General features: G+C 67.9%; 25 protein-coding genes. 15 read left to right on the top strand and 10 right to left on the bottom strand.

Annotated elements, in window-relative coordinates; all coding sequences use genetic code 11:
• Window positions 1-201: 201 nt before the first annotated feature.
• Window positions 202-369, top strand: coding sequence for a hypothetical protein (locus BJ992_RS32120; protein WP_221474744.1), 168 nt, complete (start codon window positions 202-204; stop codon window positions 367-369).
• Between the two features lie 124 nt (window positions 370-493).
• Here BJ992_RS32120 and BJ992_RS10005 read toward each other — a convergent pair whose 3' ends face one another.
• Together BJ992_RS10005 and BJ992_RS33710 are read right to left on the bottom strand one after the other, a co-directional pair.
• Window positions 494-1,204 (bottom strand): hypothetical protein, encoded by a 711-nt coding sequence (locus BJ992_RS10005; protein ID WP_184989467.1) that lies wholly within the window; start codon window positions 1,202-1,204, stop codon window positions 494-496.
• Between the two features lie 294 nt (window positions 1,205-1,498).
• Window positions 1,499-1,630 carry a hypothetical protein gene (locus BJ992_RS33710; protein WP_281390323.1) on the bottom strand — a complete coding sequence of 44 codons (132 nt, stop codon included), beginning with the start codon at window positions 1,628-1,630 and terminating at the stop codon, window positions 1,499-1,501.
• A gap of 221 nt (window positions 1,631-1,851) precedes the next feature.
• Between BJ992_RS33710 and BJ992_RS10010 the strand changes: the two genes are divergently transcribed.
• The gene (locus tag BJ992_RS10010) at window positions 1,852-2,415 is read left to right on the top strand and encodes a dihydrofolate reductase family protein (protein WP_184979740.1); all 564 of its coding nucleotides are present in this window, start codon (window positions 1,852-1,854) and stop codon (window positions 2,413-2,415) included.
• Between the two features lie 304 nt (window positions 2,416-2,719).
• Here the strand turns inward: BJ992_RS10010 and BJ992_RS10015 are convergent, their stop codons facing one another.
• Window positions 2,720-3,727, bottom strand: coding sequence for an RNA polymerase subunit sigma-70 (locus tag BJ992_RS10015; RefSeq protein WP_184979742.1), 1,008 nt, complete (start codon window positions 3,725-3,727; stop codon window positions 2,720-2,722).
• 264 nt (window positions 3,728-3,991) lie between these two features.
• Window positions 3,992-5,320, bottom strand: coding sequence for an aminotransferase-like domain-containing protein (locus BJ992_RS10020; protein ID WP_184979744.1), 1,329 nt, complete (start codon window positions 5,318-5,320; stop codon window positions 3,992-3,994).
• Between BJ992_RS10020 and BJ992_RS10025 the strand changes: the two genes are divergently transcribed.
• Both BJ992_RS10025 and BJ992_RS10030 read left to right on the top strand, forming a co-directional pair.
• Window positions 5,319-6,251: an alpha/beta fold hydrolase gene (locus BJ992_RS10025; RefSeq protein ID WP_184979746.1), complete on the top strand. Its 933-nt coding sequence runs from the start codon at window positions 5,319-5,321 to the stop codon at window positions 6,249-6,251. The two genes, BJ992_RS10020 and BJ992_RS10025, sit on opposite strands and share 2 nt — an antisense overlap.
• On the top strand, window positions 6,248-7,015 hold the full coding sequence (locus tag BJ992_RS10030; RefSeq protein WP_184979748.1) for an SDR family NAD(P)-dependent oxidoreductase: 768 nt from the start codon (window positions 6,248-6,250) through the stop codon (window positions 7,013-7,015). The genes BJ992_RS10025 and BJ992_RS10030 overlap by 4 nt, the downstream gene beginning before the upstream one ends.
• A 36-nt stretch (window positions 7,016-7,051) precedes the next feature.
• Here BJ992_RS10030 and BJ992_RS10035 read toward each other — a convergent pair whose 3' ends face one another.
• The 3 genes from BJ992_RS10035 to BJ992_RS10045 form a co-directional block, all read right to left on the bottom strand.
• Window positions 7,052-7,207, bottom strand: coding sequence for a hypothetical protein (locus BJ992_RS10035; protein ID WP_184979750.1), 156 nt, complete (start codon window positions 7,205-7,207; stop codon window positions 7,052-7,054).
• Between the two features lie 121 nt (window positions 7,208-7,328).
• The gene (locus BJ992_RS10040; protein ID WP_221474745.1) at window positions 7,329-8,885 is read right to left on the bottom strand and encodes an RICIN domain-containing protein; all 1,557 of its coding nucleotides are present in this window, start codon (window positions 8,883-8,885) and stop codon (window positions 7,329-7,331) included.
• A gap of 609 nt (window positions 8,886-9,494) precedes the next feature.
• On the bottom strand, window positions 9,495-9,884 hold the full coding sequence (locus tag BJ992_RS10045; protein WP_343072580.1) for a nuclear transport factor 2 family protein: 390 nt from the start codon (window positions 9,882-9,884) through the stop codon (window positions 9,495-9,497).
• A gap of 88 nt (window positions 9,885-9,972) precedes the next feature.
• Between BJ992_RS10045 and BJ992_RS10050 the strand changes: the two genes are divergently transcribed.
• The 6 genes from BJ992_RS10050 to BJ992_RS10075 all read left to right on the top strand — a co-directional run bounded on the left by BJ992_RS10050 (window position 9,973) and on the right by BJ992_RS10075 (window position 17,404).
• Complete coding sequence (locus tag BJ992_RS10050; RefSeq protein ID WP_184979754.1) at window positions 9,973-10,752, top strand: helix-turn-helix domain-containing protein; 780 nt, start codon at window positions 9,973-9,975, stop codon at window positions 10,750-10,752.
• 222 nt (window positions 10,753-10,974) lie between these two features.
• Window positions 10,975-11,538 carry a M15 family metallopeptidase gene (locus tag BJ992_RS10055; protein WP_343072581.1) on the top strand — a complete coding sequence of 188 codons (564 nt, stop codon included), beginning with the start codon at window positions 10,975-10,977 and terminating at the stop codon, window positions 11,536-11,538.
• 79 nt (window positions 11,539-11,617) lie between these two features.
• Window positions 11,618-12,292, top strand: a complete 675-nt coding sequence (locus tag BJ992_RS10060) for a response regulator transcription factor (protein ID WP_184979758.1) — start codon at window positions 11,618-11,620, stop codon at window positions 12,290-12,292.
• 422 nt (window positions 12,293-12,714) lie between these two features.
• Entirely contained in the window at window positions 12,715-13,503 is a 789-nt protein-coding gene (locus BJ992_RS34215; RefSeq protein ID WP_184979760.1) for a DUF559 domain-containing protein, read from the top strand.
• 11 nt (window positions 13,504-13,514) lie between these two features.
• Window positions 13,515-14,144 carry a hypothetical protein gene (locus tag BJ992_RS10070; protein WP_184979762.1) on the top strand — a complete coding sequence of 210 codons (630 nt, stop codon included), beginning with the start codon at window positions 13,515-13,517 and terminating at the stop codon, window positions 14,142-14,144.
• On the top strand, window positions 14,144-17,404 hold the full coding sequence (locus tag BJ992_RS10075; RefSeq protein ID WP_221474747.1) for an ATP-binding protein: 3,261 nt from the start codon (window positions 14,144-14,146) through the stop codon (window positions 17,402-17,404). Before BJ992_RS10070 ends, BJ992_RS10075 begins: the two co-directional genes overlap by 1 nt.
• Window positions 17,405-17,460: 56 nt before the next feature.
• Here the strand turns inward: BJ992_RS10075 and BJ992_RS10080 are convergent, their stop codons facing one another.
• Together BJ992_RS10080 and BJ992_RS10085 are read right to left on the bottom strand one after the other, a co-directional pair.
• On the bottom strand, window positions 17,461-18,285 hold the full coding sequence (locus BJ992_RS10080; protein WP_184979764.1) for an alpha/beta fold hydrolase: 825 nt from the start codon (window positions 18,283-18,285) through the stop codon (window positions 17,461-17,463).
• 191 nt (window positions 18,286-18,476) lie between these two features.
• Complete coding sequence (locus BJ992_RS10085) at window positions 18,477-19,166, bottom strand: hypothetical protein (RefSeq protein ID WP_184979766.1); 690 nt, start codon at window positions 19,164-19,166, stop codon at window positions 18,477-18,479.
• A gap of 396 nt (window positions 19,167-19,562) precedes the next feature.
• On the opposite strand from BJ992_RS10085, the gene BJ992_RS10090 reads away from it, so the two are divergent.
• Window positions 19,563-20,078 carry a flavoprotein gene (locus BJ992_RS10090; RefSeq protein ID WP_184979768.1) on the top strand — a complete coding sequence of 172 codons (516 nt, stop codon included), beginning with the start codon at window positions 19,563-19,565 and terminating at the stop codon, window positions 20,076-20,078.
• Window positions 20,079-20,188: 110 nt separating this feature from the next.
• Here the strand turns inward: BJ992_RS10090 and BJ992_RS10095 are convergent, their stop codons facing one another.
• A complete protein-coding gene (locus BJ992_RS10095; protein ID WP_184979770.1) occupies window positions 20,189-20,551 on the bottom strand; it encodes a hypothetical protein in 363 nt (120 codons plus the stop codon).
• A 199-nt stretch (window positions 20,552-20,750) separates the two neighbouring features.
• On the opposite strand from BJ992_RS10095, the gene BJ992_RS10100 reads away from it, so the two are divergent.
• From BJ992_RS10100 to BJ992_RS10115, 4 genes are all read left to right on the top strand, one after another.
• Window positions 20,751-21,530, top strand: a complete 780-nt coding sequence (locus BJ992_RS10100; RefSeq protein WP_184979772.1) for an aminotransferase class IV family protein — start codon at window positions 20,751-20,753, stop codon at window positions 21,528-21,530.
• A gap of 21 nt (window positions 21,531-21,551) precedes the next feature.
• Window positions 21,552-22,601, top strand: a complete 1,050-nt coding sequence (locus BJ992_RS10105) for an SUMF1/EgtB/PvdO family nonheme iron enzyme (RefSeq protein ID WP_184979782.1) — start codon at window positions 21,552-21,554, stop codon at window positions 22,599-22,601.
• A 149-nt stretch (window positions 22,602-22,750) separates the two neighbouring features.
• Entirely contained in the window at window positions 22,751-23,605 is an 855-nt protein-coding gene (locus tag BJ992_RS10110; protein ID WP_184979785.1) for a hypothetical protein, read from the top strand.
• 336 nt (window positions 23,606-23,941) lie between these two features.
• Window positions 23,942-25,285, top strand: a complete 1,344-nt coding sequence (locus BJ992_RS10115; RefSeq protein WP_221474748.1) for an RICIN domain-containing protein — start codon at window positions 23,942-23,944, stop codon at window positions 25,283-25,285.
• Window positions 25,286-25,290: the final 5 nt, after the last annotated feature.

Genomic DNA, 25,290 nt, shown 5'->3' on the forward strand with positions numbered 1-25,290 from the left:
CGTCCATGGTGGTCGCACCCTCTTGGATGACCGGGCTGCGCCGCAGTTCTCTGGGGCCCAGTCCTTTCGGGGTCGCGCATGGCGGTCTCCACCTGGTTCCGCTCGGTCCGGAGCACAACGAGCGCGACTACCGCGCCTGGACGTCGAGCGTGGCGCACATCCGCCGCACACCTGGCTTCGAGATGTTCCTGGCCCGAGCCCATGAGCCTCGACGACAACCTGCGCGACCTCATCTGGTACGTCGGCGGCCCCCGTCGGCGGACCGGTTTCACCTACTCCGTCCTGATCGGCGATGAGGTGGTGGGCTGCGGGGACATCTACCCCTTCGGCCGGTCGTGCCACGCACGGTGCGCTCGTGGGTGCGCCTGAGCGTCGCGCACCTGGACAAGCCGCTTTACGAGCTGGTCGAGGGCTGGCTGCGCAGTTCCTGGCCGTTCACCGGCCTCGACTACGTCCCCGCACCGGGTGACGCGAGCTCTCCACCGAGAGCTTGTCACCTCTCCCAAGTGGTGAACGCGATCGTCAGCACGGGGCCTTGGCCGGCCTCCTGGACGGTGACCAGCGCCGTCCGGCCTTGGTCGGTGCGCGAGCACACCTGCGACCCGGCCGCCAGGTCGGCGAGGGGGATCCGGGCGACCCGGCTGTCCTCCTCGGCCAGCGCCCTCCTGCACGCGGCGTACCCCCCGGATCCCGCGTCCGCGAGGAGGACCATCGACCGCTCGGTCCCGTCGTATGAGTGGATCTCGCCGTCCTCGATGATGATGTCCGTCCGTCCGCCCGGGTCCGGCTGGAAATCCTTCCCCCACTGCTCGACGATCGTCCCGTAGCCCCGGTGGCCGCTGTCCAGATCGACTTTGTCCGTCTCCGGCGCCGGGAACGACGAGGGCGGGCCGAGCGCGAAGCCCTGCCTGTCGATCACCACCCGCGGGCTCCCGGGCGGTGCGGTGGTCGGCGGCGAGCCGGTTGTTCTGCCCGGCTGCCGTCCCTCCGTCACGGGGGAGGCCGGCCGCTCCAGGACAAGGACCAGGAGGGTGATGATCAGGCTCGCCGATCCGCTCAGCACTGCGATCACGAATCCGAGCCGTTCCATCGACCGCCAGAACGTTGTCGCCTTCCCCGCACGGCGGTGTCTGCGCGCGAGAACGCCGATCGCGATCCCCGCGGCCAGGACCAGAACGCCGATGACGATCGCGAGGATGCGCATATCGGTCATATATGTCTCTCCAGCACTCCGTGCTCGTGGTAAGCCGATGGTGGGGTCATCTTCCCGCACAGATCATCAGGATGGCGTCGAATCCGCGGAGATATCTCTATCCGTTAAGTCAGATATACGGCGTGATAAGGGGGCCAAAGCGACAATTCTGACTATAAATCGTTTTCCAATATGGCCAGGATTGAGGCTTTTATCGTGTCGGTCGTTGATCATCCCTGGAGAGATGACAACCTGTCGACGGCGCGTGATGTGGGCTCTGGCACTGATTCCGTGAAGCGAGCCGCTTCAGTCGGCGAGGAGGACGCGTTTGCGCAGACGGCCGGGGTTGGCTCGGCCGTACATCTGGCGCTTGAGGGCCTTGACGCGATTGACGTGGCCGAACCGTGCCGGGTCGATGGAGACTCTGGTGTGCTCCAAGCTCCGTGGAGCTGGATCACTGGATTCGTGATGCCACGATGACCATGGTCTCGACCTCTATCGGGGTCGGCATGCCCACCGTCGGCACTCGGGCTCAGCTGAGTACGCCGGGCCGGGTCTCGGAACACGGGGATTCCCTGTGGACGCAGATCGTGCACCGATCAGGTTTCCGGGCCGTGTCCGTCTGTATGTGTGAGATCGACTCACGAGAGGCTGGCACGATGCGGAAACTGATCTTCGGCATGAACCTGAGTGTGGACGGCTACATCGCTGCGGCCGGCGACGAGCTCGGCTGGAGCGCGCCGAGCGATGAGCTGTTCCAGTGGTGGTCCGACCGGGTGGCGGGGACCGGTCTGGCGTTGTACGGGCGCAAGCTGTGGGAGACGATGAGCGCCGACTGGCCGACCGCTGACCAGCGGCCTGGCGCCAGCCCGGCGGAGATCGAGTTCGCCCGCCGCTGGCGGGAGATGCCGAAGGTGGTGTTCTCCTCGACGATCAGCACGGTCGACTGGAACGCTCGTCTGGTCACCGGTGACGCGGTCGCCGAGATCAGCCGGCTCAAGGCCGAGGACGGCGGCCCGATGGACATCTGCGGCGCCACGCTCGCCGGGGCGGCCATGCGGGCCGGGCTGATCGACGAGTACGTACTTGTCACCCACCCGGTCCTGGTCGGCGGCGGCACGCCGTTCTATACGGCACTGGACAGCTGGGTGAACCTGAACCTGCTGGAGACGCGGACGTTTGCCGGCGGCATGGTGCTGACCCGTTACGAGACGAGGCGATGAGCACGGGCCAGATGTTCGGCTCGTGAGGCCAGGACGAGATCCTTCCTGGTGTGCTCACCGTGACCCTCGGCTATGAGGGACCCTTCCCGGGCCTTCCTTGCCTTCTGAGTGAGCTGCTGGCCGGCTTGCTGGAGATGGGGGACGACTGCGTCGTTGATCGTGACGATGTTCCTCGGACATGAAGCCGCCCCGCCGGCGCTGCCGGCGGGGCGGTGGTGTTCGGCTGGTCGGGGTGCTCATTCCTCGGTGACTTCGGTGACGGCGGCCCGTGCGCTGGACTCGTCGGCGATGGGGCCCTGGCTGATCACAGTGTCGGGGGCAGGCCCAGCCAGGGTTTGTCGGTGGCGTCGAATCCGGTGAGTTCGGCGATCTTTCCGTCGACGATGTGCAGGACCGCGATGGTGAACAGCCGGTACTCGGGGTCGTCGGGGGTGCGGAGGTAGAGCACGGCGGCAGGCATGCGGTTGACCGTCGTGGTGATACAGCGCCAGTCGTCGTGGCCGCGCTGGAAGAGCCCGCCGGAGACCCAGCCGTCCACGGCGTCCTTGGCTGTGATGACCGAGGTTCCCGGTTGGGGCAGCATCGTGAAGCGCAGGTCGTCGCGCAGCAGGGCCATCAGCCCGTCGAGGTCGTTGCGCTCATGGGCCTCTATGTACGACTTCACCACGCCGCGCTCGTCGTTCGACAGCTCGTGGGTGGCGGGGCTCCGCCAGTCGAGGCGGCGGTCGGGCAGCTGCTCGCGCATCGTCACACGGGCCCGCTGCAGTGCGCTGGTCACCGATGCGACGGTCAGTTCGAGAGCGTCGGCGGTTTTCGACGCCGGCCAGCCGAGGACGTCGCGCAGGATGAACGCCGCTCGCTGCCTCGGCGGCAGGTGCTGGACGGCGACGATGAACGCCAGCTCGATCGTTTCCCGCGCCACCACCGATTCCTGTGGGTCCTGCGGGAGCATCCGGTCGGGGTAGGGCTGCAGGTACAGCATTTCGGAGCCGAGGTCCGGCAGCTCGGACGGTACGGGTATGCGGTCGTTGCGCTTCTCCAGGAAGTCGAGGCAGGCGTTCGTCGCGATGCGGTACAGCCAGGTCCGCAGTGCCGCCTGGCCCTTGAACGACTCCCGCTTGTTCCACGCTCGCAGGAACGTCTCCTGCGTCAGGTCCTCGGCATCCTCGTAGTTCGCGAGCATCCGGTAGCAGTGCACCTGCAGCTCACGCCGGTGGCGCTCGGTGACAAGCGCGAACCGCGCCGTGTCGCCCGAGCGGGCCGCCGCGAGGAACGTGGCCTCGTCGGCGCCGAGCGGTCTGGTGTCGGTCATGGTCGTCGATCCTTCCACCGGTGCGAGGGCCGACAGATGCGAGGGCCGACAGGACTGACGACGTGGCGGAGGATTTCTGATCGGTGAGGCCGCTGGCACCGGGACGTTCGCCAGGCCGGATGGGTGGGGGTCGATCCAGGGGCCGGCGTCCTTGCCGGCGAGCGTTTCCCGCGCCGTAGCCGTATCGAGCTTACCGAGCGGCGGGCGGGTCGGTTCGGGTGCCATCGCCGATGAGCGCGGTATGTGCCTCCGGTGATTCGGCTCCTACTCGATCTCGGTGTCCTCGGGAGCGCTCCTGGCCAGTGCGGCGAGGGTGGCCAGGGCCGGGGCGAGGGTGCCGAGCGGTGGTGCTGACAGGGCGAGGCGGACGGCGTTGGGGGAGTGGGCCGTGACGACGGTGAAGGCGGCGCCGGGGGTGACCGCGATGTCGCGACGGGCGGCGGCGGCGACGAAGGTGTCGGCTCGCCATGGGTCGGGTAGGCGCCACCAGCAGTGGTAGGCGTGCGGGTCGGCCTGGACGGCGAACTCGGCGAGGTGGTCGCGCACGAGCCTCTGGCGCGTGGCGGCGTCGCGGCGTTTGAGCTCTTGGAGGGTGGCGACGGTGCCGTCGGTGAGCCATCGCGTGGCGGCCTCCACGGCGAATCTCGGGGCGGTCCAGCCGCCTGAGCGCAGCGCCGAGGCGACGCGGTCGCCGATGGACTCAGGTGTCACCGCGAAGCCGATGGTCAGGCCGGGTGCCACTCGCTTCGACAGACTGTCGGCGACGATGACGTGTTCGGGTGCGAACGCGGCCAGCGGTGGTGGGTCATCGCGGAGGAACGTGTAGATGCGGTCCTCGACCGCGTGGATCCCGAGTTCTCGGAGAGCGGCGGCGATCTCGGCGCGCCGCCGTTCGGGCATGGTGACGCCTAGCGGGTTGTGGAGTGTCGGCTGGAGATAGATGGCGCGCAGCGGCCCGGCCGATCGGATGGCTTCCGGGAGTACCCCGCAGTCGTCCATGGTGAGCGGGACCAGGGTGATGCCCAGGCGGGTGGCGATGCCCTTGACCAGCGGGTAGGTCAGTTCCTCGACGCCGAGGCGGTCACCGGCCGGGACGAGTGCCGCGAGCGCGGCGGCGATCGCTTGCCGGCCGTTGCCCGTGATCAGCAGGCGTCCGGGCTCGGGGGCCCAGCCGGGACACGACAGCATCGTGGCCGCCGCCTCCCGCACGGCCGGCGTACCTGCCGCGCCTACGGGGGCGAGCGCATCCGCCAGCACGTCGGGACGCAGCATTCCGCCGAGGCTCTCCGCGAGGAGCGCGGGCTGCTCCGGAGGCATGGGGAAGTTCAGCTCCAGGTCCACTCGCGCTCGGGCCGGCTCGGCGAGTGCGGGCTCGCTCGACGGCGCGGCGGCGCGGATGAAGGTGCCGCGTCCGACCTCGCCGACCGCGATGCCGCGGCGGATCAGCTCGCCGTACACCCTCGCCGCGGTGGAGCCGGCGATGCCGTGCCTGCGGGCGAACTGCCGCTGCGGCGGTAGCCGGTCCCCGGGCCTGAGGCGACCGGAGGCGACCTCTGCCGCGAGCGCGTCCGCGATCCGCCGGAAGTCGTCCATGTCACCTCTGGTCGCTATTGCTCCGAGTGCAATTTCTCTATTGCACCGAGATATTGCCGCTAATAGCATCGACCTGTCAAGGCTGGCCGAACAGGAGAGATTCACGGTGGACACCTTCATCACCGGTCAGATCGCTATCGCTTATGACGACCACAATCCCGAGGGCACTGGGCCGCCGCTGATGCTCGTCCACGGGCACCCGTTCGACCGTTCGATGTGGGCACCCCAGGTCGAGCATCTCGGCCGGGACGGACGCCGGGTGATCGTCCCGGATCTGCGTGGCTACGGCCGCAGCAGCGTCGTCCCGGGAAAGACGCCACTTCAGACCTTCGCCCAGGACATCGCCGCACTTCTCGACCACCTCGACGTCGCAGAGGTCGTCCTCGGCGGCCTGTCCATGGGTGGACAGATCGTCATGGAGTTTCATCGCCTGTTCCCGGACCGGCTGCGCGGGCTGGTGCTCGCCGCTACCGCCCCGCAGGCGGAGACCGAAGAAGGCAGGCGGATCCGCAACGCCACGGCCGACCGGCTGCTGCGGGAGGGGTTGGACGGTTACGCGGAGGAGGTCCTGGCCAAGATGGTGGCGCCGGCCAGTATCCGGCGGTCCTCCGCGGTGGCCGAGCATGTCATCGGAATGATGCGGAGGACGCCTCCGGAGGGTGCGGCCGCCGCACTGCGAGGCCGCGCCGAGCGTCCCGACTACCTGGCGTCATTGTCGCGCGTCCGCGTGCCCACCCTCATCGTCGTCGGCAGCGATGACGAGTTCACCCCGATCGGTGACGCCCGGCTCATGCACGAGGTCATCCCGGGCTCCGCGCTCGTCGTCATCGAGGACACCGCGCACATGCCCAACCTCGAACGGCCGGCCGAGTTCAACGCGGCGCTGAGCAGGTTCCTCGACTCGATCTCCCGCAGGCGACGAGCCCTATGACCATGACCGCGTTCGTCACCGGCGCCAGCAGTGGCTTCGGCGCCGCGATCACCCGCCGCCTCGCGGCCGACGGCGTCCGCGTCGTCGCGTCGGCGCGGAGAGCGGACCTGCTCGCCAAGGCGGCGGCCGGCCACCCGGGCACCGTCCACCCTCTTGGACTGGACGTCCGGGACAGGGCCGCGGTCGAGCAGGCGATCGCGTCTCTGCCGGCCGAGTTCGCCGAGATCGACCTGCTGGTCAACAACGCCGGCCTCGCCAAGGGTCTGCTCCCCGCTCAAGACGCCGACCTGGATGACTGGGACCAGATGCTCGACACCAACTGCAGGGGCCTCATGTACTGCACCCGGGCGATCCTTCCCGGCATGGTGGCACGCGGCCGGGGCCACGTGGTCAACGTGGGCTCGGTCGCCGGCACCTACCCCTACCCCGGCGGCAACGTCTACGGCGCGAGCAAGGCGTTCGTCCACCAGTTCAGCCAGAACCTGCGGAGCGACCTGCACGGCACCGGCGTCCGCGTCACCTGCGTCGAACCCGGCATGTGTGGGGACACCGAGTTCTCCACCGTGCGCTTCGGCGGGGATCGGGAGCGGGCCCGGGCCCTCTATGCCGGGATGCGGCCGCTCGGCCCCGCCGACATCGCCGAGGCCGTGTCCTGGGCCGCATCGCTGCCGGCGCACGTCAACGTCAACGTCATCGAGCTCATGCCCGTCACCCAGAGCTTCGCACCGTTCCAGGTGCACCGAAGCCCTCCCGTGCCGTCCTGATCCAGGCGACCGGCGCGTGACGGTGCGTTCTCGGGGTCAGTTCGACCAGGTGTATCCGGCTACTGTCACCTGGCCCCGCTTACCGCCTGCGATGTGATCGGCCACGGCATGGACAGGGACCGAGAACGTGATGCCGGCGGCGATGAGGGCCGCGGTGGTGAGCAGTTTTCCAGCCCGGGTCCTTGGCGCCATGAGACGTCTCCCTTCGAGAATTCCAGACGATTCCTGTGTTCCCCGGCGCCGAGCACACAGCGCGAGCTCGGCGCCGGGGGTGCGCTGTACCGGCGGATCGGCGGTCATGCCGGGACGGCCGTCAGATCATCGTGCTGCGTGACCACTGTTGGTTGGTGCCGCCGTTGCACGTGTACTGCTTGAGGATCACGCGGTCCGCGGTCGAGGCGGCCGGGACGTCCACGCATTTGCCGCTGTGGCGTGCGCGGAGCTGGAAGTAGTCGCCGTTGGGGACCATCTGGAACTGCTGGTTGGCGCCGGTGCCGCAGGTGTACTGGATGAGTTCGGCGCCGTCGGCGGTCGAGGCGCCTGTCACGTCGAGGCACTTTCCGCTGTGACGGGCGACGATTCGCCAGTAGCCGCTGCCGGCGTCCACGAAGCGCCACTGTTGCCAGGCGTTGCCGCCGTAGAGGGTCTGGTCGACGCGTGCGTTGTTGCTGGTGCTCGCGTCCTGGACGTCCATGGCCTTGTTGCTGTGGCGCGCGTTCAGGCGGTAGAACGCCGACGGGTTCGGCGTCGGGGTCAGGGTCGGCGTCGGCGTCGGGGTGGGGGTCTGGTTGCCGACGGTGTCGCCCCAGCCGTAGCGGATGCGGTCGGCGCCGGACTGGTTGCGGACGGCCAGGGTGAGGTTGGTGCCGCTGCCGCCGAGGGAGTACATCGAGTAGTGGTCGTAGCCGAGGTTCGCGGTCGGCTTGCCGCCGAGGGCCGGCCAGTACGTGCCGCCCATCTGGTTGTCCCGCATGACCTGGGCCATGGCGCGGATGTAGCGCACGAAGTTGTCGGTGCCGGCCGGGTCGGCGTAGTTGAGGCCGGTGGACATCGGCGCGCCGTATTCGGTGGCGATGGCGCGGGAGGCGCAGTTGCCGAGCAGCGACTGGATGTGGCTCCGGAAGCCGTCGTAGGTCATCGCGCTGTAGAAGAAGGCGTAGTAGTGGAAGGACAGCAGCGTCGAGTTGAAGCGGCTGTCGTTGCAGATGTCGCGGAGGTCCTGGCTGAAGCCGGTGCCGCCGATGAGCACCCGGCCGGGCACCGCGCTGGTGTGGGTGCTGAGCCAGTTCGCCGCCACGTTGCGCCAGTCCGCGGACGAGTAGCCGTGCGGCTCGTTCATCGGCTCGAAGTAGACGTTGCCGTTCGAGCCGTAGGTGTTGGTCACGGTGGACCACATCGAGTTCCACGCGGCGAGGTTCGTGATCCTGCCGCCGGAGGCGGCGCCGTCCTCCCAATAGGCCAGGATGACCTTGAATCCGCGGTCGGCGGCGGCGTCGATGGCGCCGCGGTAGGAATTCCACCACGTCGTGTTGGCCACCGTGTGGGTGTTGATCGGCAACCGGACGGTGTTGACCCCCATGATGTATTCCATGTGGTCGTAGAGCGAGTTGGCCTTGGCCCGCACTGTCGCGTTGCTGTCGGACTGGCTCAGGCCCTGCAGGACGAGCGGGCCGGTGCTGAAGTTGTCACCGAACACGGCCCAGTTCATGCCTCGGAAGTGGCCGGTGGCGGCATTGGCCGACGGCGCGGAGACGAGGGCTGCCGCCGCGGTGAGCGTGGTCACCACGAGAGCGATCAGCAGCCGGCGTAACGGCGGGGTGTTCCGCGATGGTCCTGACGAGTAGCCAGCAGACGCCATGGTCAGTGCCATGAATTGTCCCATCACTAGATCTGAATGGCGCCGAACGCGCATCCTGTATCCGCAGCGGAAGTGAAGGTTACATCGGCGTTACGACAGTGTGAGCGGTCACAACTGTGCGGTCAAGATTCGAAAGGCGGCTGCCGGCCTGGATGACTTGAGGGGAAAAGTCGTGGTTCATCGATGACGGCGAGGGTGTGCCAATGGAGGCAAGTGCACGGGATGCCGGCGTCAAGCCTCGAACTACGGGTGATGTCCACTTTCTCCTGCTCGGACAGCGCGTCGAGTTGGGTCGCGGTCCCAGGGCACTGTCCGGTTGCCGCTCGCGCGGGCTCTCAGGCGCTTGTCGTCGGACACCTGCGACTGTTTCCTGAGGAAGCGAGATGAAAGTTCACACGTGAAAGTTTCAACTACAGGCCCTTCGTCGCGAAGGTGTGTCGATGCCGATATCCCGCGGCAGGCCTCCCCGGCGGCTCACGCCATCGCCACCGGCATCCGTCGGCAGCGACTTTCCGTATTTACTCGATCACACCACACACCGTCATTTCAAGAGAGAGGAAGTCCGGGTAGACGCATTATGTGAGCGCTAACATCACCTGACGCGAGCGGCACCAAGCCGGGTCAGTGCTCGGCAGTTCGCCACCACGTCAGGTTGGCGGCCGCCTGGGACACCGGTTCGATGAGCTCCCAGGCCTCGGCGATCAGGCCGTTGTCGAGGCGCCAGATGTCGACGACCGCGATTTCCGGCCCGGCGCCGGGTAACCGCCGGTGGGAGTACATCGCGACGTGGTCGCCGTCGGCCAGTACATGGTGGATCTCGACCCGCATGCCGGCCAGGGGGACGAGTGCGGCGCGTACGGCGGCGAGCCATTCCGCTTTGGCCGTCGAGGCCGAGTCCGGCCGGTGGTGGCGGAAGTCGTCGGTCAGCAAGGGCGCCAGTGCGTCGACGTCGCCGGTCGCGACCAGGGTCGTCAGGGCCTGCAGGACGATGGTCTTGTTGTCTGTGGTCACGGGACGCAGTGTTTCCGGCCGATCGCCACGGTGTCGATGAACTCGCGTTTCATGGCGCCTCGCTCCACGATGAGTAGCATCGGCGGTCATGTACACGGTCGGGGAACTGCTACGGCAGTGGCGGCATCGCCGGGGGCTCAGCCAGCTCGATCTCGCGATCGCCGCCGACGTCTCGGCCCGGCACGTCAGCCTGGTGGAGACCGGCAAGTCCAACCCGAGCGCCGACATGATCCTCCGCCTGGCCGAGCAGCTCGGCGTGCCGTTGCGTGAGCGCAACCGGCTGTTGCTCGCCGCCGGCTTCGCACCCCGCTATGCCCGGCGACCGCTGGACGGGGACGCGCTGAAGGCGGCCTGGGACGCGATCGCACGGGTGCTGCGCGCACACGAGCCGTACCCCGCGCTGGTCGTGGATCGCGGCTGGAACATCGTGATGACCAATCGCGCCATCGACCCGTTCCTCGCGAACGTCGCCCCCGACCTGCTACGGCCGCCGGTCAACATGGTGCGGCTGGGGCTGGACCCGCGCGGGTTCGCCCCCCGGATCGTCAATCTGGCCGAGGTCCGTTCGCTGCTGCGCACCCGCATCGCACGCCAGCTCGCCGCCGCTCCCGACCCCGGGCTCACCGCGCTCTACGAGGAACTGCTGGCACCCGGCGGTGAGAATGTGCGCCATCCGGCCGGGTCCGAGATCGCCATCCCGATGATCTTCCGGTTCGGCGAGCGGGAACTACGGCTGTTCTCGACCACCACCACGTTCGGCACCCCGCTCGACATCACCCTGGACGAGGTCACGATCGAGTCCTACTACCCGGCGGACGCGGAGAGCGCCGCCTACTTCACCTCCGCCGGTTCTGGAGCCGGTACGTAGCCACCCGTCCCGGTGTGCCGGAGCGCGCGCCGGTCCGTGGTGAATGGTCAGCCGCACTCACCGTGTCGGTGCTCCTCGGGCCCTGACGGTGGTGTGTCGCAGGCGTATGGAAAAGCGCATACGTCGTCGCCACAGGCTTCTGCCTTCGGTGGAGGCATGAATCACAGCGCTTCACTGTCAATGCCGGCCCGTCGGAGGCGATGGATCCTGCTCGCCGGTCTGGTGATCGTCGGTGCCGTGATCGCCGCGTCGGTCGCGTGGCGGCCGCTCGTGGCGTCGGCTCCGCCGGTGCGGCCCGTCCAGTCGGCCGGCGAACGGATCTCGGTGGACGGGAGGGACGGTGTCATCCCTCCCGGGAGGACGGTCTCGGTCTTCGACGACAAGAAGGCGGCCGTGCGGAATCTCGACCCGGATCTCCTCGATGCCCTGCGCCAGGCGGCGAGGGACGCCGAAGCCGACGGTGTCGGGATCGGGGTCAGCAGCGGCTGGCGGTCACCGGCCTACCAGCGGCGGTTGCTGCGGGAGGCGGTCCGCAGGTACGGATCGGCGAAAGAGGCCGCGCGGTGGGTGGCCACCCCCGGCACGTCCGAACATGTGAAAGGTGAGGCGGTCGACGTCGGCCCGGCAGACGCCGCGTCCTGGCTGTCCAGGCACGGCACGGCCTACGGGCTGTGCCAGATCTACGGCAACGAGCCGTGGCATTACGAGTTGCGTCCCGATGCCGTCCACGACGGTTGCCCGCCGATGTACGCCGATCCGACCGAGGACCCGAGGATGCGGCCCTGAGACCGGTAAGGGTCGTGCGCCGACCGGCGGCGCGGGCTCGCATATGCCGGCGATATGCCGTGGCGCCTACGCTGCGGGTATGCGTGTGCTGATCGTGGAGGACGAGCCCTACCTGGCCGAGGCCGTACGGGACGGTCTCCGGCTGGAGGCGATCGCCGCCGACATCGCCGGGGACGGCGAGTCCGCACTGGAACTGCTCAGCGTCAACTCCTACGACCTCGCGGTCCTCGACCGCGACATCCCCGGCCCTTCCGGTGACGAAATCGCGAGGAGCATCGTCGCCTCCGGCAGCGGCATGCCGATCCTCATGCTCACCGCCGCCGACCGGATCGACGACAAGGTCTCGGGGTTCGAGCTGGGTGCCGACGACTACCTCACCAAGCCGTTCGAGCTGCGAGAACTCGTCATGCGGCTGCGCGCGCTCGACCGCAGGCGCGCGCACGCCAGGCCGCCGGTCCGCGAGCTGGCCGGCCTGCGGCTGGACCCCTTCCGCCGTGAGGTCTACCGCGACGGACGTTACGTCGCGCTGACCCGCAAGCAGTTCGCCGTGCTCGAAGTCCTCGTCGCCGCAGAAGGCGGTGTCGTCAGCGCCGAAGAGCTCCTGGAGCGGGCCTGGGACGCCAACGCCGACCCGTTCACCAACGCCGTCCGCATCACCGTCTCCGCTTTGCGCAAACGCCTCGGCGAACCCTGGCTCATCGCCACCGTGCCCGGTGTCGGCTACCGGATCGACGCCGGTGCGGACCCCAGCTGACCTGAATGGTGGGGTGAAGGACGGCCAGGAAACCTGTTTGGAGGGTTTTGTAAGCTCCGAAAAGGAAGATATCTCAGGAATTCCTGCTAGTTACGGCTCGTGCCCGCTACCCTTCGCAAAGTCGCGTTTCAGTGGACTGGTCGGAGGGGGTCGGTGTGGCATTCCCGTGGAGCGAACTCCCGGTGGGGAGGGTGCTCCGCCTCGCTGGACACGATTCCGACATCGATGCGAATGTAATGGAATTGTTGCTGGACCCCATGCCTGGGACCGGGCCTGCTGTCGTCACATATGCCGCCGCTGAATGTGAATCGGTTTCGGAGTTCGCGGAGTCCATCCTCCGTGAGCTGGAAATACTGGCCATCGGGCTTTTCCCCGGCTGGTTACCCGATGGCGAGAGGCTTTCCGGCCCCGGCGGCGGGGGAGTGGCGGCGGCGCGGTCCCTCGCGATGCGCCTGGCGTCCGGCAGTCGTCATTTCGGACCGTTCCTGGCGGACCTCGCCGGCCGGGCCGTCCAGCACCGAGGTGTGCTGGTCCCCGGCCGGCGCGGACCTGAGGGACGGTCGTTCCCCGCTGAGATACGGGCCGCCGGACTGGCCCGGGTCGTCGCCGCCACGTTCGGCCGGGACGCGATGGCGCTGGTCGTCTACGTGCCGGAGAAGCTGACCGGCCACGGGGAGACGGTGCTGGTCGCCGGATGCGAGTGGCTGGCCCATCGCGGCGGCATGGGGATCTGGCTCGTCGGGCCCGATTTGCACCGCGTCGACACCCGGTACCTGAAGGTGCCGGCGGCGGTCAGACGGCTGGCCGAGGAGATGACGGAGTCGCCGGACACCGGGACCGTGGGGGTGCCGCCGGTCGCCGGCCGGCCGCATCCGGGGAGCGCGGTGGAGCGGGCCATGGAGGCGGCGCTGGCCGAGTGCGACTGGGCCCATGGCCGGGCCTGGAATCAGACGTACCAGTCGGCGGACGCGTTGTTCGTCATGATCCGTACGGATCTGATGTGGGTCCGGGAGAAGTGCGTGGTGGAGCTCGACGGGCCGGAACACGAGAGATACGCGCAGATGAAGCGGGACCTCGTTCGTGATCGGCATCTGGAGCGTGACGGGTTCACGGTGCTGCGGTTCACCAATCAGCAGGTCAGGGGTGATCTGCGGGGGGTTCTGCGGCACATTCGGGAAATTCTGCAGGCGCGTCGCCTTGGAAACAGCTAAGGAGCAGGTCCATGTCCGGAGACAAACTCACGTACCAGCAGGTCGCCACTCTGCTTGTGCTCAAGGAGCTGGGAACCTCTGTAGCCCATAAGGAATTGAAAGACAAGTGGGGCTTGGACCTTAGTCCCAAGAACCGCACCGGTCTCGTCGATGACAAGTTGATCGAGTCGGAAAGGAGGGTGAGGGGTGCTTATTGGTACACCATCACACCGCCTGGTGAGGAGCGCGTGATTGAAGAGGTCTCCACGAAGGAGATAGCTGTCACCTCTCGTTCGGGTAAGACCCTGGCTCTTCTGTACCTGCGGTCGCTCCGGGTCTCCACAGCAGCGGTTCCTGTCCCCAAGGAGTCCGTTGAGGCACCTGTCACAACAATGTCGGCGGACGAAGTAGAGGGCCGGATTCGCGAGGCTTATGGCCAGATCGCGCGTAGCCCCGGCCGGTGGGCCACGATGACGAAGTTGCGGGCTGCTCTGACGGATATCGACCGGGACCTCCAGGACGAGGTTCTCCGCGCCATGATGCTGGCGGGCCGGGTGGACATCGAGCCGGTCGCGATCCTGGGGGACCTCAAGCCTGAGGACCACGCTGCCGCGATCATCATCGGCAGCACACCGAACCATCAGTTCCGCATCGGAGCGTGATGATGGTCACCGAGTGGTACGCGCTGAACAGTCTGAAGATCTTCTCGACCGTCAACGCCAGTGAGGATGTCTGGCAGCCGGTTCCGTTCCATGTACCCGACATGCATCCGGCGGCTGACTACGCTCTTCGCTCCGGACTGGACGTCGCCGCCGATTCTCAAGTGACCAGCCCGGTCGGGGTGGTCCTGGAGGGGGGTGCGGGAAGCGGGAAGACGCACCTCATGAGCTGGCTGCGCGAGCAAGCCATCCAGCGCCATGGTTACTTCTTCCTCATGGGTGTCCTCGACGCGCGCAACTTCTGGGAAAGCGCCGTCGTGTCCATCCAGGACGGACTGGCCCGGGTGGGGATGGACGAGGAAACCCAGCTCAAGCGGTTTCTTCGCAGTCTGACGGGCCTGATGGAGCTTCCGCGGAAGACCCAGCAGACGATCATCGGTAACCAGACGCTCACCCGTGAGGACCTCGACCAGTTCATCGAGGCCTTGTTCCGGGTCGATCGCCGGGTCGCCAAGGAGGCGCAGGACGCCGCTCGGGCTCTGGTCCTCCTGGGGGCCAATCAGCATGCTCTGTCGGACATCGGCGAGTCGTACATCTGCTCGGTCGAGGACGGCGAGAGCTACCGGCTGCAGTGGGGCTTCCGGCAGGTACACAAATCCCCTCAGGAGATCGTCCGCGACATCTCGCGCCTGCTGGCCCTGACGGGTCCGAGTGTCATGGCGTTCGACCAACTCGACGCGTTCGTCGCGCAGAGCAGTCCCTTTGTCGAGAGCGGCAGGGTCGGTTCGGCGACTCCTGCCGTTCTTCAGTTCGCGCATGGGCTCACCAACCTTCGTGAGCTGACGAGCCGGACCCTGACGGTTCTCTCCTGCTTGCCGGAAACGTGGGAGCTCATGGAGGATCTGGGGGTCCAGAGCTTCCGGGACCGCTTCCGGAAAGCCGCGTTCCTCCGGCGTATTCCTACTCCCGCGGTCGGGGCTGAGCTCGTCACTCTCCGGCTTGAGGAGCACTTTAAAAGCATCGGTTTCGACAGGCCGTATCCGACGTGGCCCATCAAACCGGAGGCATTCGAACAGGCCTCCTTCTACACTCCGCGTCAGGTCTTGGAATGCCTGTCCAGGCACATTCAGAAATGTCAGCTCCAAGGCGAGATCACCGAGCTTGACAAGATCGAAGCTCCCTCGAACATGGTCGTGATCCCCAAGCCACCCGGTCCGACACCGCAGATGCTTCAAGCGATCGACGTCAAGTTCGCGATGCTCGCCGATTCGGCAGAGGTCAGCGGAGCACTGGACGCGCAGCGGGAGGACGCGGTGCTTCCTGATCTGATCTCGGCCGGTCTGCGGGCCTGGATCGCGGAGCGGCGCGAGACGTCCGCGCACTACCGTGTCGACCCCCCGATGGGTCAGAAGACCTCTCTTCATGCCGGTCTCAAGCAGGTTCTGAACGAGGCCACCGAGGACGAGATCCACTGGGCCTTCCGCGGCATCGCCGCCAAGCACCATCTCGCGGCGCTGACCCGTCTCAAGAAGGCGGTGCTCAAAGCCGGTCTTGAGGACGGAACCCCCAAGCGCCGGTTGATCATCATCAGGAACATCCCGTGGAATTCGGGGCCGAAGACGCAGGCGGCGGTGGCCGAGTTCCACGCCAGAGGCGGCCGGGTGATCACGGCCGACGAGGAGGATCTCAAGGTGCTCTGCGCGCTGCGGGACCTCTACGCGGAGAACGTCGCGCATCTCGACCAGTGGATCGCAAGCAGAAGACCGGTCGCGGATTTGAAGCTCCTCAAGGACGCCTTGGACGACTGGCCGGATCCGACCGTTCCACCGGAGCCGCCGGCCCGGCAAGCCACTGACGAACCACCTGCACAGGAGTCGGCCGTACCGGAGTCGGCCGTGCGACGGCCGCCGGTACAGGAGGCCCCTGTGCGAGAGTCCGCACAGACGAAGCCCGCACCGGCCAAGGACGCCGGCCGCGCCGGCCCGGCGAAGGAGACCGGCATCCCCGGCCGGTCCCCGGAGACGCGGCCCGCCGGTGTGCCGTCGCTGATCGTGGGACGTTCGTTCGAGCGCGGCGTCAAGGTCTCCGTCGAGCTGGAGGCCCTGCGTAAGCATGTCGCGATCTTCGCCGGCTCCGGTTCGGGGAAGACCGTGCTGATCAGGCGGATCGTCGAGGAGTGCGCTCTTCAAGGTGTGTCCTCGATCGTGCTGGACCCGAACAACGACCTGGCGCGGCTCGGTGACCCCTGGCCGGAGGAGCAGTCCGGCTGGGGACCCGGTGACGCGGGACGCGCGGCCCGGTACCTCGCGGACACCGATGTCGTGGTCTGGACGCCGCGCAGGGAGAAGGGCCGGCCGCTGGCCTTCCAGCCGTTGCCTGACTTCGCGAGCGTGAGGGACGACGTCGACGAGTTCAACGAGGCCGTCCAGGCCGCCATGGCGGCGCTCGGCCCGCGCGCGAAGGTGGAGGGGAACACCAGCAAGGCCCAGGTCGCGCGGGGGGTGCTCACCGAGGCGGTCGTCCACTTCGGCAGGTACAGGAGCGGCGGGCTCGGCGGGCTGATCGATCTGCTGGCGGACTTCCCGGAGGATCTGAGCCGGATCGGCGGCGCGACGAAGATCGCCGATGGGCTGGCCCAGGTGTTGCGGGCCGCCGTCGTGACCGATCCGCTGTTCGGTGGTGAAGGCACGCCGGTCGATCCGGCGCGGCTCCTCACCCCGGCCGACGGGAAGCGGGCCAGGGTCTCGGTCATCAGCTTCGTGGGGTTGCAGGGTGAGGCCGAGCGGCAGTCCTTCGTGAACCAGTTGCAGATGGCGCTGTTCGCCTGGATCAAGAGGAATCCCGCCGGCGACCGGCCGCTCGGCGGGCTGTTCGTCATGGACGAGGCGCAGACGTTCGCCCCTTCGGGTGCGATGACCGCGTGTACGCGCAGCACGCTCGCACTGGCCTCGCAGGCCAGGAAGTACGGGCTGGGGCTGGTGTTCGCGACCCAGGCGCCGAAGGGCCTGCACAACGGGATCCCCGGCAACGCCGCGACGCAGTTCTACGGTCTGCTGAACGCGGACGTGCAGATCGAGGCCGCGAAGGCGATGGCCCGCGTCAAAGGCGGAAGTGTCGACGACATCGGTTCGCTTCGCAGCGGCCAGTTCTACGTCGCGCCTGAGGGTGCGGCGTTCACGAAGGTGCGTACGCCGCTGTGCCTGACCCATCACCCGAGAGCGCCGCTGACCACCGAGGAGGTCATCGCACGAGCGAGCAGGTGACCATGCGGTACGGCCGGACGTGAGCCGCACGCCGGCCGTACGGTGGCGCCGCCGGGTCAGGAGCGGAAGAACTCCAGCAGGTCGGCGTTGATGACGTCGTGCTGGGTGGTCGGCATGCCGTGCGGGAAGCCGGAGTACGTCTTCAGTGTGCCGTCGCGCAGGAGTTCGGCGGACAGGGGAGCGGAGTCCTCGTACGGCACGATCTGGTCGTCGTCGCCGTGCATGACCAGCACCGGCACTGTGATCTTCTTGAGGTCCTCGGTGAAGTCGGTCTGTGAGAACGCCACGATGCCGTCGTAGTGGGCCTTCGCGCCACCCATCATGCCTTGCCGCCACCAGTTCTCGATGATCGCCTCGGACGCCTCCGCACCGGGCCGGTTGAAGCCGTAGAACGGGCCGGACGGCAGCGCGCGGTAGAACTCCGACCGGTTCGCGGCCAGTTGTGCCTGCAGGTCGTCGAAGGCGCTCTTGGGGAGGCCGCCGGGGTTGGCCTCGGTCCGCAGCATGAGCGGCGGGATCGCGGAGATGATCGCGGCCTTGGCGACACGATCCTGGCCGTGCCTGGCGAGGTAGCGCACCACCTCGCCGCCGCCGGTCGAGTGGCCGACATGGATGGCGTCGCGCAGATCGAGGTGAGCGGTGACCGCGGCCAGGTCGTCGGCGTAGTGGTCCAGGTCGTGTCCGTCGGCCACCTGCGCGGACCGGCCGTGGCCCCGGCGGTCGTGCGCGACGACCCGGTAGCCGTGCCCCAGGAAGAACAGCATCTGCGTGTCCCAGTCGTCGGCGGACAGCGGCCAGCCGTGGCTGAACACGACGGGCTGACCGGAACCCCAGTCCTTGTAGAAGATCTCCGTGCCGTCGCTGGTGGTGATGTAGGGCATGCTCTTGCTCCGATTCTCGGTGCGCGTTCGCGGTCGCGAGGCGCCGGCCGCGCGGAGCGCCTGTCCGCCTGACCACGCGCGCGGCCGGGGCCCGTCAGAGTGACAGGTACCCGGCTTCTCGCACGTTTTCCCAGATCAGAGCCGATGTGGTCCCTCGGTTCGCGCAGGCGGGCCCGCGCGACCCGCGGCTGTCAGGGCTTCTGGAAGTAGAACCGGTAGCTCGAACCGTCGTGGAGCATGGCGGCGCGGCCCACGTCGCTGTCGGCGGGGAAGTTGACGAGCTTCAACTGGGGGATGGAGTTGTGGCCGTACTGGTACTGCGAGGCGGCGGCGTTCCACGAGCCCTGGGAGAGCTGGTTGCTGGAGCCGTAGTGGAAGGCGTAGATGCGGTAGGCGGTGCCGTCGTGCAGCATCGTCCAGCGCGACCAGTCGGTGTCGGCGGGGAAGCCGGTGACCTGCAGGGTGGGGATGTAGTTGCCGTAGGACCACTGGTAGGTGGTCGTGCCGGGGACGTAGATGAACTGGTAGAGCGTCGTGGGGTCGCCGAGGCGGCGCAGGTAGGCGTGGTAGGCCTCGCCGCTGTGCAGCAGGGAGATGCTGCCGGGGTCGGCGTCGGCGGGGATGTTGGTGAGGGTGAGGACGGGGATGGAGTTGTGGCCGTACGCGTAGGAGCTGCCGTTCCAGGCGAACTGGTACAGCGTGTCGCGGGAGCTGCCCTTGAAGGCGTACAGGCGGTAGGTGGTGCCGTCGTACAGCATCGACCAGCGGCGGAAGTTGGTGTCTCCCGGCGCTCCGGTGATGGGGATGTTGGGGATGGAGTTGTACCCGTACTCGTACCTGTCGCTTCCGGGGACGTATGCGCCTTGGTTGAGGGAAACCATCGACACTCCCTGTCTAGGTTGGGGTTGTAACGGTCCAATGGACCTGCCTCGCGTGATTCAACCACCATTTCCACGCCGTGTACCGCGAGATCCTCGATCGGCATTTCGCCTGGCCAACGGCTTATGGATGGCCTGATCGGGGTTTCGAGCGGATTTTGCCGTCCATCGGGACGCTGCGTCACCATGATGGAGGATTATTGTAGGTAATTCGCATTAAAGCGGACGTTGTAATGCGCTTAGCGTGACGATGTTTGGGTCATCCGCAATGAGTTTCCAAATCAGGCACACGTTCGGTGGCCGCGACAGGCGGTCGTGGAACGAGGTGGCCGGCGCCACCGCCAGGCGCTCGCGCGGGTGGGGTGGGCCCCCAAGGGGACGGTGCGGAAAGGTGTCCTCATGAGCAAGCTCCTCTACGTCGTCGTCTGCGCCGCCTGGCCCGCCGCCGGCGCCGGACGCCTGGTCGCTCTCGCGCAGGAAGCCGGATGGGTGGTGCAGGTGGTCGCCACCCCGTCGGCGCTCGGCTTCATCGACGTGCCGGCCCTGGAGGAGCGCACGGGCCGGCCGGTCCGCAGCCGGCATCGCAGGCCGAGCGAGCCGAAGCCGCCGCGAGCGGACGCCGTCATCGTGGCCCCCGCGACGTTCAACACGGTCAACAAGTTCGCGCAGGGGATCAGCGACACCTACGCGCTCGGCGTGCTCGCGGAGGCGCCGGGGCTCGGGATCCCGGTCGTCGTCGTTCCCGCCGTCAACGCGGCGCTGGCGGGACGTGCGGTCTTCCGGGACAGCGTCGAGCGGCTGCGTGCCGAAGGGGTGCGCGTGCTCGTGGGGGAGTCCGAGCCGGACGCCTCGGGTTCCGGCGAGGAGGACGGGTTTCCGTGGGGCCTGGCTCTGGTGGCGCTGGACGGCGGATGAGGGGCCGGCGCCGGCGCCGGCCCCTCATGCACCCCTGGCCTGATCGGGGTGAGGCGAGCACGGGCCGGTGAGGCGTGGCCGGTGGACCAGGAGTCGCGGAACTCGGCGGGTCAGCGGGCCGGTCCGGGGAGGGGGCTCTCGTCGGAGGTCATGTCGGCCAGGATGTGCGCGGCGAGGGACTCGGCGTCCTTGACCTCGGTGGGCTGGGTGGCGGTGGGCCGGCTGATGGAGAAGGCGAACCTGCCGGTCCTGCGCGCGATGACCGACACGGTGGCGAGCAGGCCGACCCTGCCGTGGATCTCCATGTACGGCGGCAGGTGCACGCGGGGGCCGAACTTGCGGGGGAGCACCAGGCGGACGCGCTCGACGATGACGCAGCGGAGCGCGGGCCCGGCGAGTGCCTCGCGCAGGCCGGCCAGTGCTTCGGTCTGGGCTCTGGCCCGGCGGTCGCCGATGTCCTCCGTCGTGGTCACGGCGCCGCCTTCCGCCGGACGAAGGCCGCCCGACGCGGCCGGAGGTCAGCTCTCTGGAAACGAATGTCGCGCCGTTCGATCATGTACAAAGGTTTTCGCACCCTGTGGACCTTTTACAGGTCCTGCACCTGCCTCAGGGCTGAATTATCGCTGAACCAGGGTGCATGCCCTGGTAGGGGCATGTGCGAGACTTGCCGGCATGGCGGAACTCAACGGCACGCCCGTTGCCCCTGAGGCTCTGCAGGCGCTCGGGCTGCTCAACTACGGTCACTTTACTTCGATTAGAGTCGACGACCAGTCGGTCCGTGGATTGTCTCATCATTTAGATAGGCTTGTCCATGACTGCCGGATATTGTTCGGCGCCGAGCTGGACCGAGAGCGGATCAGGCATTTCATACGAAACGCCATAGCCGGGAAAACGGGGTCGTTCGTGGTGCGGGTGACGCTGTTCGACCCCGCCATGGAGCTCGGCCAGCCGTCGGCGTCCGGCACCCCTAGTGTGCTCGTCACCACCCGTCCCGCCGGCAGGTTGCCGGCCACTCCCATCCGCGTGCGTACCGCCAGCTACAGCCGCGATCTTCCCGAGGTGAAGCACATCGGTCTGTTCGGCGCGGTGCTCGACCGCAGGAACGCTCAACTCAACGGTTTCGACGACGCGCTTTTCGTGGACGACGCGTCGTTCGTCTCCGAGGGGACCACGTGGAACGTCGGGTTCTTCGACGGAGAACGGGTGGTGTGGCCGAGCGCGCCGGTGCTGGCGGGGGTCACCATGAGGTTGCTGAAGCAGGTCCACGAGCAGACCGTCACGATTCCGGTGCACATCAAGGACGTCCCGCGGATGGAGGCCGCTTTCGCCACCAATACCACCATCGGCGTGCGTCCCATAACGGCCATCAACGCGCATTCACTTCCCGGCGACCACCCCATCTTCCAGACTTTGCAGAAGGAATACGAGGAGATCCCCGCCGAGCGACTGTAGCCCCCTGAGGAATGCCGACCGATGCCTCCCACCATCCAGATCTGGTCCGGCCGTGAGGTCCGCGCGCTGCGCGAGGCCAAGCGGATGAGCATCAGAGCGTTCGCGGCCCACTTAGGCGTGAGCGAGCGCATGGTGTCCAAGTGGGAGGCGGCCGGCACCGGCATCCACCCCCGGCCGGTCAACCAGGCGGCACTCGACTCGTCCCTGGCCGCCTCCACCTCCGACGAACACGCGAGATTCGCCGGCCTCGTCACCCCGGCCACCCTCACGCGTGCCGGCCTCGTCCCGGCCGGCCCCGCGCGGGCCGACCTCGTCATCCCCGCCGTCCCCGCGCGGGCCGGGCTCGCCACCCCGGCCGTCCCCGCGCGGGCCGATCCCTCAGCGGGCCCGTCCCCCGTCACGACAGGCCACCCCCAGGTGCGCCACCCCATCGACGGCAAACTGATGACCCTCGTCGACGCCGGTGTGTTCCTGTGCGGCCCCGCCGCTGAGCCCGTCCACCTCGCGGCCTTCTACATCGACATCTTCCCGACCACCAACGCCGACTACGCACGCTTCATCGCCGCCACCGGCCACCGCCGCCCCCCGCACTGGGCCACCGACTCCGGCCCCCCGCGCGACCTGTCCACCCACCCGGTCGTCTACGTCACCTGGCACGACGCCGCCGCGTACGCCGAGTGGGCCGCCAAGGCCCTCCCGACGGCCCCCCAGTGGGAGAAGGCCGCACGCGGCGTCCGCGGCGACGTCTACCCCTGGGGCAACCAACTCACCCCCGCCAAGTGCAACGTCCGCGACAGCGGCCCCGGCACCACCACCCCGGTCGACCGCTACCACAGCGGCGTCAGCCCCTTCGGCGTCTACGACATGTGCGGCAACACCTGGGAATGGCTCGCCACGTGCTCCCAGCCCACTCGCCACGAACTCAAGGGCAGCGCCTTCACCAGCCCTTTCACCCGGGCCACCCCCTCCACCTTCAACGACGCCTCGGCCACCATGCTCGACGACGACACCGGCTTCCGCTGCGTCACTCCGGCCGAGACGATGCGCGCGCTGCTGAAGATGACGGGCTGACCGGCGACGCGGCGCACGTTGGCGCCGCAAATGCACCATTGGTCGACAAGCCTGATCAAATCTGTCTTATCGGTGATGTGAGTATTTAGCAGGCGCTAGAGTCTGGCGCCGTGCATCCGCAAGTAACGGTAGAACATACCTCTAATAATGTGCGGCCCGAAACCGACGCTCCGGTGGAGAACGAGAGCGGAAGCGTCGTCGAGCTGCTCGAACGCATCGGGTCGGTCGTGCTGCCTGTCGGTGTGGCGCTGTACGCCGTCCTGTACATCGGGATCGAGGAGATCTACGGGGTCTTCGGCGTCAGCCCGCAGCAGGCGGGGATCGACCAGGCCGTGCTGTTCGGCCGGCTCTCCGGTGCGCTGGTGCTGCTCCTGCTGCTCCTGCTCCCCACGCTCGGCCTGATCGTCGGAGTGCTGTGGGTGCTCGACAAGCTGACCCTCGGGTCGATCGGCAGGTTGTCGCGTGCCGTGCGCCGCCGTCCGTGGATCGCGGCGCTGGTGGCCGCGCTGTGGTGCGGCGCCTCGTACTGGGGCTTCTTCAGCGTCTTCGGCGATCTGGACCTCACGGCCATGATGATCATCGCGGTCGGCCTCGGCGTGCTGACGTTCCTCGTGCCGTTCCGGCTGCTGCGCCGCAAGCCGGTCGGCAGGGCAGGCATGAAACTGCTGGTCGGTGCGCTCACCGGCCTCGGGCTCGGGTTCCTGCTCATCATCCAGCTGCTCTCCGCGGCCACGGACGCGCACCGCACCGGACAGACCGACCTGCTGCTCGCCGCGGTCGGTTTCCAGAGCCAGTGGGCCGATCTCAAGAACCCCGAGGACAACAAGCCGCTGTATGAGGGACGGCGCATGATGCTGCTCGGCGAAAGCGAGGGGACCTACGTCCTGTACGACTGCGACAAGGGGGAGACCATCCGCCGTCCGATCGAGGCGACCCTGCTCGCCGCCATCGAGTCCGACCCCGAGCTGCCGCAGGACCACACCTGCGGCACCCTCGCCGAGTAGCGCGAGCCGTCGTCCGGCCCGGTCGCGTCCCGCGGCCGGTTTGCCGGTACCGAGGCGCCGAGCGCCGCGAAAGGTTCAGAAGCGGCGTCCGTACGGCCCGCCGCGCGAGGAGGGCCGTACCCGCAGGCAGGGCTCACTTCCCGCCGTGCCGTGCCGTGCGGCGGCTCCGCCGGAGAGGCGATCTTTCCTTGACCGTCCCGCGCACCGGATCTAGCGTCCGCCGCGCGGGGTCGCCGCACCCCGGTGAGGAGCGAGGCGATGGTCCGGCGCGTTCTCCTGGTAGTCGGTGCGTTCATCTTGGCGATGGCCCTGGCGCCGGCCGCAAGTGCGGCACCGGTGACCATCCCGGTCGGTACCGGGTTCACCGATACGAGCGGTGCGGCCGTGCACGCGCACGGTGGCGGCATGCTCAAGGTGGGCTCGTACTACTACTGGTTCGGGGAGAACCGCAACGCCGACTCCACCTTCCGGTACGTGTCGGTCTATCGGTCCACGGATCTGCGTACCTGGGAGTTCCGCCGGCACGTGCTCACGCAGAACAGTCACTCCGAGCTGCGGGTCGCGAACATCGAGCGGCCCAAGGTCGTCTACAACGCGAGCACCGGTCAGTACGTGATGTGGATGCACAAGGAGAACGGCCGCGACTACGGTGAGGCGCGCGCGGCCGTGGCGGTGTCGTCCACGGTGGACGGGGACTACACCTATCTGCGGAGTTTCCGGCCGCTCAACTACATGTCGCGGGACATCACGTTGTTCCAGGACACCAACGGCACGGCGTACATGATCTCGGCGGCGAACGAGAACGCCGACCTGCACGTCTACCGGCTCACCGCGAACTACACCGACATCGCGGCACAGGTGCAACGGCTGTGGCCGGGGTCCTATCGTGAGGCTCCGGCGATGTTCAAGCGCGGATCGGTGTACTTCCTGCTCACCTCCGGCGCCACCGGCTGGTCACCCAACCAGCAGAAGTACGCGACCGCGTCCAGCGTCGAGGGCTCGTGGAGCGGGTTGCAGAACATCGGTGACGGCACAGCGTACAGTTCGCAGACCGCGTACGTGCAGCCGATACAGGGGACCTCGGGTACGGCGTATCTCTATCTCGGCGACCGGTGGGCCGGCGCGTGGGGTGGGCCGGTGAACGACTCGCGGTACGTCTGGCTGCCGCTGCAGTTCCCGACGGCCACGACGATGACCATGGCCAACGCCGACTCCGTCACCATCGACACGGAGGCGGGGACGATCACGTCGTCGAGCGCGCGCTACGAGCGGCTGAACGTGCGGCACTCCGGCAAGTGCGTGGACGTCCGCGACGGCTCCACCGCGGACAACGGCGTGATCATCCAGTACACCTGCAACGGCGGCGCCAACCAGCAGTGGACCTTCCGTGACGCCGGCGGCGGGTACGCGCAGATCGTGGCGCGCAACTCCGGCAGATGCCTCGACGTCACCAGCGGCAGCACCGCCGACGGCGCGGGGATCATCCAGTACACCTGCAACGGCGGCGCCAACCAGCAGTGGCGGGTGCAGACCGCCTCCGACGGCTACGTGAACCTGGTGGCCCGCCACTCCGGCAAGTGCATGGACCTGCCGAGCAGCAGCACGGCCGACAACGTCCAGTTCAAGCAGTATCCCTGCACCACCAACCAGAACCAGCAGTTCCGCCGCACCGCGCTCTGACCGGC

The organism is Sphaerisporangium rubeum, from assembly GCF_014207705.1.
GTDB classification, from domain to species: Bacteria; Actinomycetota; Actinomycetes; order Streptosporangiales; family Streptosporangiaceae; genus Sphaerisporangium; species Sphaerisporangium rubeum.

What these genes read in the sequence shown, in the direction of transcription:
- BJ992_RS10050 (WP_184979754.1), top strand. Translation starts at nt 9,973, where the DNA reads ATGTACACGGTCGGGGAACTGCTACGGCAGTGGCGGCATCGCCGGGGG.
- BJ992_RS10060 (WP_184979758.1), top strand. Translation starts at nt 11,618, where the DNA reads ATGCGTGTGCTGATCGTGGAGGACGAGCCCTACCTGGCCGAGGCCGTA.
- BJ992_RS10005 (WP_184989467.1), bottom strand. Translation starts at nt 1,204, where the DNA reads ATGCGCATCCTCGCGATCGTCATCGGCGTTCTGGTCCTGGCCGCGGGG.
- BJ992_RS10025 (WP_184979746.1), top strand. Translation starts at nt 5,319, where the DNA reads ATGTCACCTCTGGTCGCTATTGCTCCGAGTGCAATTTCTCTATTGCAC.
- BJ992_RS10080 (WP_184979764.1), bottom strand. Translation starts at nt 18,285, where the DNA reads ATGCCCTACATCACCACCAGCGACGGCACGGAGATCTTCTACAAGGAC.
- BJ992_RS10075 (WP_221474747.1), top strand. Translation starts at nt 14,144, where the DNA reads ATGATGGTCACCGAGTGGTACGCGCTGAACAGTCTGAAGATCTTCTCG.
- BJ992_RS10105 (WP_184979782.1), top strand. Translation starts at nt 21,552, where the DNA reads ATGCCTCCCACCATCCAGATCTGGTCCGGCCGTGAGGTCCGCGCGCTG.
- BJ992_RS10015 (WP_184979742.1), bottom strand. Translation starts at nt 3,727, where the DNA reads ATGACCGACACCAGACCGCTCGGCGCCGACGAGGCCACGTTCCTCGCG.
- BJ992_RS10090 (WP_184979768.1), top strand. Translation starts at nt 19,563, where the DNA reads ATGAGCAAGCTCCTCTACGTCGTCGTCTGCGCCGCCTGGCCCGCCGCC.
- BJ992_RS32120 (WP_221474744.1), top strand. Translation starts at nt 202, where the DNA reads ATGAGCCTCGACGACAACCTGCGCGACCTCATCTGGTACGTCGGCGGC.
- BJ992_RS10085 (WP_184979766.1), bottom strand. Translation starts at nt 19,166, where the DNA reads ATGGTTTCCCTCAACCAAGGCGCATACGTCCCCGGAAGCGACAGGTAC.
- BJ992_RS10010 (WP_184979740.1), top strand. Translation starts at nt 1,852, where the DNA reads ATGCGGAAACTGATCTTCGGCATGAACCTGAGTGTGGACGGCTACATC.
- BJ992_RS10040 (WP_221474745.1), bottom strand. Translation starts at nt 8,885, where the DNA reads ATGGCACTGACCATGGCGTCTGCTGGCTACTCGTCAGGACCATCGCGG.
- BJ992_RS10030 (WP_184979748.1), top strand. Translation starts at nt 6,248, where the DNA reads ATGACCATGACCGCGTTCGTCACCGGCGCCAGCAGTGGCTTCGGCGCC.
- BJ992_RS10100 (WP_184979772.1), top strand. Translation starts at nt 20,751, where the DNA reads ATGGCGGAACTCAACGGCACGCCCGTTGCCCCTGAGGCTCTGCAGGCG.
- BJ992_RS10070 (WP_184979762.1), top strand. Translation starts at nt 13,515, where the DNA reads ATGTCCGGAGACAAACTCACGTACCAGCAGGTCGCCACTCTGCTTGTG.
- BJ992_RS10035 (WP_184979750.1), bottom strand. Translation starts at nt 7,207, where the DNA reads ATGGCGCCAAGGACCCGGGCTGGAAAACTGCTCACCACCGCGGCCCTC.
- BJ992_RS10020 (WP_184979744.1), bottom strand. Translation starts at nt 5,320, where the DNA reads ATGGACGACTTCCGGCGGATCGCGGACGCGCTCGCGGCAGAGGTCGCC.